Genomic DNA, 11627 nt, shown 5'->3' on the forward strand with positions numbered 1-11627 from the left:
CCGCGGTGCCGGCACCGTCGACGATGACGGTGTCGTCCTTGGTCACGGTGATGCGACGCGCGGAGCCGAAGACCTCGGGGCCGGCCTCGTTGAGGTTGACGCCGACCTCCGGGTCGATGACGGTCGCGGAGGTGACCACGGCCAGGTCATCCATGAAGGCCTTGCGGCGCTCACCGAAGTACGGGGCCTTGACGGCGACCACGCGCAGGGTCTTGCGGATGGAGTTGACCACGAGGGTCTGCAGCGGCTCGCCCTCGATGTCCTCGGCGATGATGAGCGCCGGCTTGCCGGACTCGACGACCTGCTCCAGCAGCGGCAGGAAGTCCGGCAGGGAGGAGATCTTGTTGCGGACCAGGAGCACCAGGGCGTCATCCAGCACGGCCTGCTGCGTGTCCACGTCGGTGATGAAGTAGGGCGAGAGGAAGCCCTTGTCGAAGGAGATGCCCTCGGTGACGTCCAGGGTGGACTCGATGGACTGGGACTCCTCGACGGTGAGCACACCGTCCTTGCCGACCTTGTCCATGGCACCGGCAACCATCTCGCCGACGACCTCGTCGCGGGAGGAGACGGTGGCCACGTTGGCGATCTCCGTGGAGGAGGACACCTCGGTGGCGCGGGCCTTGAGCAGCTCGACGGTCTTCTCGGCGGCGTGGGCGATGCCCTTGTTGAGCTCGACCGGGTTGGCACCGGCGGCGACGTTGCGCAGGCCCTCGGCGATGAGTGCCTGGGCGAGCAGCGTCGCGGTGGTGGTGCCGTCGCCGGCGGCGTCGTTGGTCTGGATGGCGACGGACTTGACCAGCTGGGCGCCGAGGTCCTCGAAGGGATCCTCGACGTCGATGTCACGCGCGATGGTGACACCGTCGTTGGTGACCAGCGGGCCGCCGAAGGCCTTGTCGAGGACGACGTTGCGGCCGCGCGGGCCGAGGGTGACCTTGACGGCGTCGGCGAGCGTGTTCACGCCGCGCTGGATGCCCTCGCGGGCCTCCTGATCGAATGCGATGAGTTTAGCCATGTGGCTGTACTACCCCGCTTTACTTCTCGACGATGGCGAGCAGGTCACGAGCGGACAGCAGCAGGTACTCCTGGCCGTTGTACTTCAGCTCGGTGCCGCCGTAGCGGGAGAAGATGACGGTGTCACCCTCCTTGACGTCGACCGCGACGCGCTCGCCCTTCTCATCGGTGCGGCCCGGGCCCACGGCGATGACGGTGGCCTCCTGCGGCTTCTCCTTGGCGGAGTCCGGGATGACCAGGCCGGAAGCGGTGGTGGTCTCGGCCTCGACGATCTGAACCAGGACCTTGTCCTCGAGCGGCTTGATGTTGACGTTTGCCACGATTTTCCTCCGTGAAAGATGAGTTGATCTTCTTATGTGCCGGTTGTGGTGCCAGCACAGCCGTCGTCGCGGGTGAACAACTGTGGGTGGAACAACCTGACTGGCACTCTACCTTTGCGAGTGCCAGCACTCAACATTCACGGCTGCCAACCGTCTAGTCGACGGTGAACTCCCCCAGGTTGAGCACGGCAGCACGCCACAGCTGGAACTCCTGCGGCTGGTCCTCCTGGTAGTTGCGCACGGCACGGATGCCGTCCTTGACGCGGCGAATGTCGTCGAGGCTGATGTCCTCGCCCTCCGCGCCGACGAAGATGACGGTGCCGGAGATGGCGGCGGTGGGATCGGAGAAAAAGGAGGCGTCGCCGGTGGCGGCGGCGTTGCGGCCCAGCGAGGCCACCGGGTTCGGCTCGGCACCACGGACCTTGGCATCGGGGTTGAACAGGGCGGCGTAGTCGCTGCCGTCCTCCTGGAAGGCCACGGCCACGCGGTCCTGGCTGATGCCGCCGAGGAACTGGGCTGCCGAGTCCAGCTCGAATTCGACGATGTTGTGGGTGAGGTCGGGGCGGACCAGGAATCCGGTGATCATGTGCGTTCCTCTGGTTGTCGGGATGACGGGCAGACAGGTCACGCACACCTTAAACCCGCGCGCCCCATCTCGCAGCGCGAGGAGGAGGCGATCAGGAGGCGACGAGCGGGGTCTCCACCTCGAGTGAGGGATCCGTCCCCACGCTGAGCTCACTGGGGTCGGCCCCCTCGTGGATGAGCTGGGCCGCCAGGGCCGCGATCATCACGCCGTTGTCGGTGCACAGCGCAAAGCGGGGCACCCGCAGTTCAATCCCGGCGGCCGCGCACCGCTGCCCCGCCAGCTCCCGCAACCGCGAGTTGGCGGCCACTCCCCCACCGAGCAGGAGCACCTTCGCCCCGACATCCCGGCAGGCGCGCACCGCCTTGAGGGTGAGCACATCGCACACGGCCTCCTGGAAGGACGCGCACACATCCTCCACGGAGATGACCCGCCCCTCCCGCTCGGCGGCCTCCACGTAGCGGGCCACGGCGGTCTTGAGCCCGGAGAAGGAGAAGTCGTGGCGCGAGTCGGACTTCTTCATCAGCCCCCGCGGGAAGGCGATGGCCGCGCGGTCACCGCGTTGCGCCAGCCGGTCGATGACCGGCCCGCCCGGATACCCCAGCCCCAGGAGGCGGGCGACCTTGTCATAGGCCTCGCCGGCGGCGTCGTCAAGCGTGGAACCCAGCTCCCGCATCGGCCGGCCCACGGCCTCCACCTCGAGTAACTGCGTGTGTCCGCCGGAGACGAGCAGCGCCACCGAGTGCGGCAGCGGCTCGCCCTCCAGGTTGGCCACGGCCACGTGCCCGCCGAGATGGTTGACCCCGTAGAAGGGCACGTCCCAGGCGGCGGCATAGGCCTTGGCGGCCGATGCCCCGACCAGCAGCGCGCCGGCCAGGCCCGGGCCGACGGTGGCCGCCACCGCATCCGGCTTATCGACGCCCGCCTCGGCCAGCGCCGCCCGCATCACCGGACCCATCTGCTCGAGGTGGGCCCGGGAGGCGATCTCCGGGACGACGCCGCCGAATCGCGCGTGCTCCTCCATGGAGGAGGCGACGGTGTCGGCGAGGATGCTCACCTGGCCGTCGTCGGCAAGCTCGACGATGCCGACGCCGGTTTCATCACAACTGGTCTCCACACCCAGGACAATCATGGCTATGAGGGTACTACCGCTCGCTGAGCGAGGGCCTTTTCATCGTGTACGCATCAGCCCCGGAGGGCTGGTAGTAGCGCTTCCGCTCCCCGATGGTGTGGAAACCGAAGGCCTCGTACATGGCGATGGCGGCGGCGTTGTCGGTGCGCACCTCGAGGAAGATCTCCCCGTCGAGCCGGTCGGCCAACGCCATGAACTGGTCCATGAGCAACCTGCCCAACCCGCGGCGGCGATGCCGCGGATCGACGCCGATGGTGTGGATCTCGAACTCCGGGTCGTGCCGCGGCCCCAGCTGGGCGATACCGCCGTAGGCCAGGAGATCATCGCCGTCGAAGACCCCGAGGTAAAGGTTGGTGGGCTGGGCGAACTCCACCACGAAAACATCCCGTGGCCAGGGGTTGTCCCCGGGGAACAGCTGTTGTTCCAGCTCGGCGCAGCGGGCGGCGTGCTCGAAGCTCAGGCGGCGGATCTCCATTACAGCTCCACGTCCGGGATGGCCGCCGAGCGGGGCACCGGCTTCGGGGGCACCGCGTCCGGGCGGCGCAGGTAGAGCGGGACGAGAGGGTCCGGGATGGACTCGAGATCCGCCACGGCCACCAGGGAGGCGGCGTCCGGGGCGAGATCGTGGCGCGGCAGGTCCTGCAGTTCGGCGGGCAGGTGGGCGGCCAGGTGCTCCGGCACGGAGATCACGTCGATGCCGTGGACCTCGAGCTCCGCAGGCTTATCGACGCCCGGCCCCAACCGCCGGACCCCGTCCTCATAGCTGGCCCAGTAGATCTCCCGGCGGCGGGCGTCGGTGGCCACCAGCTGCCGACCGGCGGGCAGGCGACGGGCGATGGCGTCGTGGGAGCACACCCCGTGGACGGCGATTCCCAGGGCATCGCCGAAGGCGGCGGCCGAGGCCATGCCTACGCGCAGGCCGGTGAACGGGCCGGGACCGCAACCGACGACGACGGCGTCGAGGTCGGGGAACGTCACGGCGGCGTCGGCAAGCACGGCACGCACGGTGGGCGTGAGCTGCTCGTTGTGCGCACGCGTGCCGGGTATCACCCGGTCGAAGGTGCGGCCGGTGGTGGTGTCGACCAGGCCGGTGACCAGGTCGGGGGTGGAGGTGTCGATCGCCAGTACAAGCACGACACCAGCCTAGTGCTAGTTGAGCAGTTCCCAACCGCCGTGCTCGTTGGCGCCCAGCGGCAGCATGGCGCGGGCGTCGATGTACTGACCCAGCTGCACCGAGCACAGGTCGATGTCGGAGCGGTCGATGCGGTCGAAGGCGTGACCGCCGTCAGCCGAACGCAGCAGCAGGTAGTTGGTGTCCTCCGGCACCCCGGAGCTGCCGAGGTTGAGTTCGGAGGCGTCGACGTCGTAGTGACGGGAGATACCCTCCTCGCTCTCGAACGGGCAGATGACGGCGACGGCCACCCACTCCTCGCCGTAGAGATCCTGCGGGACCAGGCCCGCGATTGCCTGCCCGTTGGCCTCGGCGGAGGCGACACCGCGCTCGAGGGCGCCGGAGGTGGCGAAGCGGGTCTCCGCACCCGTCCCGGCGCGCATGCCGATGAGCAGGGCCAGGACACCGATCCAGGCGACGATGGCGATGGCGATGAGGTAGCGGCCGGTGGTGGACAGACGCACGGGATGACTCCTAGCAGGGTGGGTGATCAGACTAGGCCACCGTACTCCCTGAACCGCGGATGGTGCTGGACCTACAGCACCAGCAGGAGGAGAATCTGGCTGGCGACGATCTTGCCGATCATGGCCGTCGGGTACACCGTGGCGTAACCGCGGGTGGCCAGCTCCGTACCGGTCTGCCCGTTGAGGTAGGAGATGATCGCCGGGTTGGTGGTGGCACCGGCGGCCACACCCATGGATTCATCCCAGGTCAGACGCAGCACCACCATGCCCACCACCGCACAGATGAGCGCGGAGGCGACGGTGATGAACAGGCCCGCGGCCATGACCGTCAACGAGGAGGGATCGGTGAGCGCCTCCTTGAATCCGACCCCGGCGGTGGTCCCCACGCCGGCCAGGAACAGGGACAGTCCCAGCGTGCTCAGGGTGTTGACGGCGTGATAGGGCATGGTCCAGGTCACCGGCCCGGTGCGGTGCAGGGCCCCGAGGATGAGCCCGGCGACGATCGGTCCGCCACCGAATCCGAGGGAGAGTACCGAACCGCCGGGCAGGGGCAGAGGGATGGAGCCCAGCAGCAGGCCGGCCAGCAGGCCGAGCGCGAAGGGCAGCAGATCCGGGGCGGCCAGTGAGCGCTCGGAGTCACCGAGGAAGGCACGGACCTCGGCCATGCGGTTGGGAGGGGTGACGACGCGGACGCGGTCGGAGTAGTTGAGGACGTCCTCGGGGTGCGGGACCTCCTCGGCGTCACCGCGCCGGATGCGGGCGATCTGGAACCCGGCACTGACGGTGTCCAGGTCCGCGATCCGGCGGCCCACCACCCGCGGGTTGGACACGGTGATGCGCTTGTACACCAGGTCGGTGCCCTCGATGCCCACCTGCGTGGGTTGGCCGAGGGTGCGTTGGGCCTTCTCGATGGCCTCGCGGGTGCCGTTGATGAGCAGGACCATCCCCTCGTGGAGGCGGTCGGTCGGGGCGGCGAGGGTGTGGTCGAGGGGACCGCGGACGATGCGGGTGGCGATGATCTCCGCGTCCGCCAAGGTCGGCAGCTGCGCGATGGTGCCCTCGATGCCGGGGCCGATGACCACACCGTCCCACTGCAGGGGCGCGATGATCAGTCCCTCCTTTGTCGCGTCGGCGACGTGGTCGACCCGCAGGAGTCGCGCGCCGATGGCCGCGACGAGGATGGAACCGATGACCGCTCCCGGGTAGGCCAGGGAGTAGCCGATGACGGGCTCGCCGGCGCGGGAGGCGTCGATAAGCGCGCCACCCTCGACCATGTCCACGATGGCCGCCATGCCGGGGGTGGAGGTCAACGCGCCGGCGAACATGCCGGCGCCGATGAGATCGCTGAGCCCGAGGAGGCGGATCACCGCGTAGGACACCCCCACCAGCGTGGCCAGCAACACCACCATGAACAGCGTCAGCCGCCAGCCGCGGGTGCGGAACTCGGCGAAGAACGCCGCGCCGGCGCTCAGCCCGATGGCGTAGACGAACATCGCCAGACCCAGCTGATAGAGCAGGGGCGGGATCTGGATGTCCGGGTTCGCGGTGGAGACACCGAGGGCGACGAAGAGCACCGCCGCCGCCCCGAGCGAGATACCCAGGACGCGGATCTTGCCCAGGGCGAGACCGACGGTGAGGATCGCGATGAGTGCGACGAGGGGCTGGGCGGCGAGGAAATCCAACACGTGGCCCATTGAACGCCCGGTGGCGGATGGGGGCAAGCCGTGCCGCAGGGACCTGCTCCACCCCGTAATGCCGCGCCGCGTGATCATCCTCTGATAGGTGATCTCCGCCATCGGCTGCCTGGGGACGCGTGAGCGCCGCTCGAAGCGCCACCCCTCCCCTGTCCCGACCATGCCCGAATCCGGCAAATTCGGGCATGGTCGGGCCCTCTCCACGTGCGATCTTTGATTATGTCACTCAAATCACTTCAGTAACTTACGCATGGTACCGCCCCTGCCGTTGCGGCAAATTACCCCCGTAATGGGGGTCTGCAGTGGGTTTCATCAAGGGGATTTGCCCGCCAAACAAGTCTAAAGTCTCAACTTCAACTTGACTGTTATAGCCTTGGTCCCACAGCAAGTGTCCGCATGTTTCCGGACCCCCGATCCACGAAAAGAGACACAGTGATGAACAAGCGCATTGCGGCCACCATCGTCGGCTCCACCCTCATCCTCCTGCCCTTCCACGCCCCCAGCGCCCTCGCTGAAGGCACCGGCGAGATCATCAAGTCCGGTGACAAGTGCTACGTGGAGAAGACCATGACCGAGGAGGAGGTCGTGGGCACCCGCTCCGTCGCAGAGCACGCCACCCGCGACGGCGAGTGGCCGGTCGGCGACATCACCGGCCCGGAGGGCTGGACCTTCGAGCGTCCGGAGTCCACCGGTCCGAACACCGCCGAGCGGACCGTCACCGCCTCGATCCCGGCCGACACCCCGGTGGGCGAGTACACCGCTACCGTGTACCACTTCAGCCACAACAAGAACCAGGTGACCGAGGTCCTCCCGTTCACCGTCGTCGAGGAAGAGATCACCGAGACCCGCACCTGGAAGGACCGCGAGGAGATCCCCTGCGCGGTCGACGGCACCGGCCACGACAACGAGAACGGCGACGTTGACGGCGCGCAGTCCCAGGTCCTGTCCGAGAACGCCGCCAACTTCATCGACCACAAGGCCATCGCCCAACAGCAGGCCCTCAACGCCCCGGCAGCACCGGCCGCCCCCGCCGCAGCCGCCAAGGCTGCCCCCGCTGAGGTCACCCCGGCCCCGGCTGCGCAGCAGGTCCAGCTGGCCAACAACGGCACCAGCGGCGTTCTGGGTGCCCTGGCGGTCGCACTCCTCGCCGTCGCCGGTGGCGCGATGCTCCTGCTCCGTCGCCGCGCTTAAGCACCACCCGCTCTAAAGCACACCGCGACGCCCCTGCCTCGACAAGAGAGCAGGGGCGTCGCGGCGTTCTGGGCGGCTGCTGCGTTCACTGAGCGCGCTGGACGGTAGGCGATTAGGGTGTGGTGTGCTCGGCCTCACCCCAGGAGGAACCATGACCATCGAATCGTTCAGCCATGTCCTGTCCACCGCATTAGTCGAGACCCTCGAGCATCACACCGACCGCCTCCGCGGCGACAAGATCTACGGCGCCACCCTGGTGCGCTCCGGAACCACCCTCGTCCCCTCCCTCAGCGTCCTCGCCGATCTCGGCGGCGACGACAGCCTGTCACCCGTGCACCGCTGGTCCCCCGTGTCCTGCGGTCTGTCATTGCAGACTCCGCGCCTCACGGAGATCTGCGCGCTTTTCGACGCCCACCTCGACGCCACCCCGGCCCTGACCCGGGCCCTGGGGTCACAGCCCCTGCGGGCGACGTTCGCCCGCCTCGGCGCGGAGCCCATCCTCTACGTCTACGACGATGCCGCCGGGGGCATCGAACACCGCTCCTTCACGTGCCTCAACGCCGGCCGCGAATCCGAGCCCTATTACGTGCAGGCGGCGAAGCTGGTCGTCGGCTAGTTACTCCACCCACTCCCAGCTGATGATCCGCGCCTCTGATGAAGGGTCGCGGATCACGGCTGTTTCACGGTCGAATCGCACCAGCAGGTAGCGCTCGGCGATCTGCTCCACCAGTCCCCCGCCCCATTCGGCGACGACGACAGCGTCGGCGAGGTCGGTGTCCAGATCCAGGGCGTCGAGCTCCCCCAGCGGATCACCGGAGGATCCCTCCCCGAGCAGGCGGTAGGCGTCGAGGTGGATGAGCGTCGGCCCGCCCACCAGGGAGCGGTGTTCCCGGGCGATGACGAAGGTCGGGGAGGTCACCTTCCCTTTGACCTGCAGACCGCGGGCCAGCCCCTGGGTGAAGGTGGTCTTGCCGGCGCCCAGGGGGCCGTCGAGAATGACCACGTCACCCGCCCGCAGTGAGCGGCCCAGCTCCGCGGCGAATGCCTGGGTGTCGGCGGCCGTGGCCAGTTCGCGGGTGCCTTCCGGGGGAATGCTCACAGCTCGATGCCTCCCTCGTACTCACGGACGGTGCGCCCGGTGGGCCGGCAGATGATCTCGTAGTTGATGGTGTCGGTGGCCGCGGCCAGCTCGGTGGCGCTCATGCCGCCCTCCCCGAAGAGCACGGCCTCATCACCGGCCTGCACCCCGAACTCGTTCTGGCCCAGGGAGACGACGATCTGGTCCATGCACACGCGCCCCACCTGCGGGTAGCGCTTGCCGCCGATACCCACCTGCAGTTTGTCCTGCCAGGCCCGGGGTACACCGTCGGCGTATCCGGCGGGGACCACGGCCAGCCAGCCGTCCTCCGGGGCGGTCCACGTGTGGTTGTAGGAGGTGGATTCTCCCGCCGCGATCGGTTTGACGGTGAGGATCCGGCCGATCCAGCTCATGGCGGGGCGCAGCCCGGGATCCACACCCTCGATCGGCGAGAGCCCGTACATCGACAGGCCCACGCGGACGAGTTCATGGTGCAGATCAGGGCGGGTGAGGGTGCCCGGCGAATTGCACAGATGGTTCTCCGGTACCTCCAGCCCCAGCGAACGGGCCTGGGTGATCGCCCGCTCCAGGTCCTGTGCCTGGCGGTCATTCATGGGGTTGTCCGGTTCATCGGCGCAGGCCAGATGGGAGAACACGCCGGTGACGGTGAGGTGCTCGGCATCGCGCAGCAGGGTGAAGACTTGCTCCCACTCAGATTCGTCCACCCCCGAGCGATGCAGGCCGGTGTCGACCTTGACGGAGACCCGCGCGGGGACGGCGGCGTCGACCAGCGCCTGCGCGTGGGCCACCGAGGGGACCCCGAGCCGGATGTTGAGCGACAGCGCCTCTGCGACATCCTGCTCCGGCGACCAGATCCACGCGAGGATCGGTTTGCTCACCCCCGATTCCCGCAGCCGCACCGCCTCCTCCAGGGTGGCCACCCCGAAGCGGTCGGCACCGTGCTCCGCCATGACCTGTGCGACGCGCGCAGCCCCGTGGCCGTAGGCATCGGCCTTCACCACCGCCATGAGGAGCACATCCCCCACCAAGTCCTTGAGCAGGCGGGTGTTGTGGGCGATCGCATCCAGATCAATGCGGGTGGTGAGAAGATTCATGCCTGTTATTGTGCCACTCCCGGTGACCCGTGGTCAGACCTGCCCGCCCCACGCTCACCCTGCATCCCGTGCCGGACCGAGGGCCGCGGTCAGGAGCTGCGTGAGATTGTCCCGGGTCAGGGCCCGCGGGTTGTTCGCGGGCACGGAGGCCAGCGCCTGGTCCACCACCTCGGGGAGGTCGGCGGCGATGAGGCCGAGGGGGCTGAGGGAGGTGGGGGCGTCGAGAAGCGCGTAGAGGCGAGCCAGCCCCTCCCAGGCAGTCGGAGCCGCCAGTGCCGTGGCCAGGCGGCGCTCCGCGTCCGGTGCATACGGCGCGTTGAAGGCGAGGACGTGCGGCAGGACGATCGCATGGGTTAGCGCATGCGGCAGGCCGAACGTGCCGCCGAGGATGTGGCAGAGCTTGTGGTGCAGGCCGGACCCGGCGGACGCGAAGGCGACCGCCGACAGGTAGGCGCCGTAGAGGGTGAGGTCACGCCCGTGGATATCCTGCGGATCGGCGACGACGAGCGGCAGGCCCTCCGCGAGCGCCCGGGCCCCCTCCGTCGCCAGGGCCGCGTTGACGGGATCGGCGCGCGGACCCCACAGGGAATCGACGCAGTGGGCCAGCGCGTTGAGCCCCGAGACCACGGACAGCTCGACCGGCAGGCTGAGCGTGAGGTGGGAATCGTAGATGACGGTGACCGGCAGGACCCGGTCATCGGTACCCGTGGTCTTGCGCGCGTTCTCCGTCAGACCCCACACATTCGTGCCCTCGGACCCGGCGTAGGTGGTGGGCACGGCGATCGACGGAATACCGGCGTCCAGGGACACGGCCTTCGCCAGGCCGATGACGGATCCACCACCCACGGCCACCATGAGGTCGATGTCATGATGCTTGGCGACGTCCCGCGCCCGCTCCGCCACCTCCACCGGTACATGCTCGGCGGTGTCGGTGTGCCAGACGGCGACGTCGATAAGCGCAGTCACCTCGCGGGCCTGCGTGAGCCCGCGGGGGGTGGCGATGACCATGATCCGGGCGGCGCCGAGACGCTCGACCTCGGCGGCCAGGTGCTCGGCGGCGCGCCCGGCTCCCAGCATGACCCTTTGTGCGAGGGTGTCATGGGTGAACTGCAGGCTCATGCGGACCTATTCCACGGTGACGGATTTCGCCAGGTTACGCGGCTTGTCAATGTCGTCGTTACCGCATTCGCGAGCGATGTCCGCGGCGAGGAACTGCAGCGGCACGGTGGCCAGCAGGGGCTGCATGATCGAGGAGGTCGCGGGGATCTCGATGAGGTAGTTGGCGAACTCGCGCACCGCCTCATCGCCCTCCTCGGCGATGACGATGGTCTTCGCGCCGCGGGCGCGGATCTCCTGGATGTTGGAGACGATCTTGGAGTGCAGCAGCTTCACACCCCGCGGGGAGGGCACCACGACGACGACCGGTAGGTCATCCTCGATGAGGGCGATCGGGCCGTGCTTGAGTTCGCCGGCCGGGAAGCCCTCGGCGTGGATGTAGGCCAGCTCCTTGAGCTTGAGCGCGCCCTCCAGGGCGACGGGGAAGCCGACGCCGCGGCCGAGGAAGAGCATGGTCTTGACGGCGCCGAGTTCATCGGCGATGCCGGCCATGGTCTCCCGGATATTGAGAAGCTCCTCGATCTTGGCCGGAATCTCCTCCAGGGCAGCCCAAATCTCGGCGATCTCATCCGGGTACTTCGTCCCCTTGGCCTGGGCGAGAGCCAGGCCGACGATGTAGTTCGCGGCGACCTGCGCCAGGAACGCCTTGGTGGAGGCGACACCGATCTCGGGTCCGGCGTGGGTGTAGAGGACGGCATCGGACTCACGCGGGATCTGGGAGCCGTTGGTGTTGCACACGGCCAGGACCTTCG

14 protein-coding genes are annotated in these 11627 nt (G+C 68.5%); 2 read left to right on the forward strand and 12 right to left on the reverse strand.

Features of this window, described 5'->3' with window-relative positions; all coding sequences use genetic code 11:
* The 8 genes from groEL to Q4F73_RS08830 all read right to left on the reverse strand — a co-directional run.
* A partial coding sequence (gene groEL / locus Q4F73_RS08795) for a chaperonin GroEL (protein WP_303358979.1) occupies positions 1-1012 on the reverse strand: 1012 nt, incomplete at its 3' end.
* 19 nt (positions 1013-1031) lie between these two features.
* Positions 1032-1331: a co-chaperone GroES gene (gene groES, locus Q4F73_RS08800; RefSeq protein ID WP_085549482.1), complete on the reverse strand. Its 300-nt coding sequence runs from the start codon at positions 1329-1331 to the stop codon at positions 1032-1034.
* 154 nt (positions 1332-1485) lie between these two features.
* The gene (locus Q4F73_RS08805; protein WP_303358980.1) at positions 1486-1917 is read right to left on the reverse strand and encodes a hypothetical protein; all 432 of its coding nucleotides are present in this window, start codon (positions 1915-1917) and stop codon (positions 1486-1488) included.
* A gap of 91 nt (positions 1918-2008) precedes the next feature.
* Entirely contained in the window at positions 2009-3046 is a 1038-nt protein-coding gene (gene tsaD, locus Q4F73_RS08810; RefSeq protein ID WP_303358981.1) for a tRNA (adenosine(37)-N6)-threonylcarbamoyltransferase complex transferase subunit TsaD, read from the reverse strand.
* A gap of 13 nt (positions 3047-3059) precedes the next feature.
* Positions 3060-3521: a ribosomal protein S18-alanine N-acetyltransferase gene (gene rimI, locus Q4F73_RS08815; protein WP_303358982.1), complete on the reverse strand. Its 462-nt coding sequence runs from the start codon at positions 3519-3521 to the stop codon at positions 3060-3062.
* Positions 3521-4180: a tRNA (adenosine(37)-N6)-threonylcarbamoyltransferase complex dimerization subunit type 1 TsaB gene (gene tsaB, locus Q4F73_RS08820; RefSeq protein WP_303358983.1), complete on the reverse strand. Its 660-nt coding sequence runs from the start codon at positions 4178-4180 to the stop codon at positions 3521-3523. Before tsaB ends, rimI begins: the two co-directional genes overlap by 1 nt.
* Before the next feature lie 15 nt (positions 4181-4195).
* Positions 4196-4681 (reverse strand): hypothetical protein, encoded by a 486-nt coding sequence (locus Q4F73_RS08825; protein ID WP_303358984.1) that lies wholly within the window; start codon positions 4679-4681, stop codon positions 4196-4198.
* 71 nt (positions 4682-4752) lie between these two features.
* Positions 4753-6366, reverse strand: a complete 1614-nt coding sequence (locus tag Q4F73_RS08830) for an aspartate:alanine exchanger family transporter (protein WP_303358985.1) — start codon at positions 6364-6366, stop codon at positions 4753-4755.
* Between the two features lie 444 nt (positions 6367-6810).
* Here Q4F73_RS08830 and Q4F73_RS08835 point away from each other — a divergent pair, with 444 nt between their 5' ends.
* Complete coding sequence (locus Q4F73_RS08835; RefSeq protein ID WP_303358986.1) at positions 6811-7566, forward strand: hypothetical protein; 756 nt, start codon at positions 6811-6813, stop codon at positions 7564-7566.
* Positions 7567-7717: 151 nt separating this feature from the next.
* Positions 7718-8182 (forward strand): hypothetical protein, encoded by a 465-nt coding sequence (locus tag Q4F73_RS08840; protein WP_303358987.1) that lies wholly within the window; start codon positions 7718-7720, stop codon positions 8180-8182.
* Here the strand turns inward: Q4F73_RS08840 and tsaE are convergent, their stop codons facing one another.
* The 4 genes from tsaE to Q4F73_RS08860 all read right to left on the reverse strand — a co-directional run.
* Entirely contained in the window at positions 8183-8665 is a 483-nt protein-coding gene (gene tsaE, locus Q4F73_RS08845; RefSeq protein WP_303358988.1) for a tRNA (adenosine(37)-N6)-threonylcarbamoyltransferase complex ATPase subunit type 1 TsaE, read from the reverse strand.
* A complete protein-coding gene (gene alr / locus Q4F73_RS08850) occupies positions 8662-9759 on the reverse strand; it encodes an alanine racemase (RefSeq protein WP_303358989.1) in 1098 nt (365 codons plus the stop codon). The genes tsaE and alr overlap by 4 nt, the downstream gene beginning before the upstream one ends.
* A 54-nt stretch (positions 9760-9813) precedes the next feature.
* A complete protein-coding gene (locus tag Q4F73_RS08855; protein WP_303358990.1) occupies positions 9814-10878 on the reverse strand; it encodes a maleylacetate reductase in 1065 nt (354 codons plus the stop codon).
* Positions 10879-10884: 6 nt separating this feature from the next.
* Positions 10885-11627: SIS domain-containing protein (locus tag Q4F73_RS08860; RefSeq protein ID WP_303358991.1), on the reverse strand; the 743-nt coding region annotated here is incomplete at its 5' end.

The organism is Corynebacterium sp. (assembly GCF_030535495.1).
Classification (GTDB): domain Bacteria; phylum Actinomycetota; class Actinomycetes; order Mycobacteriales; family Mycobacteriaceae; genus Corynebacterium.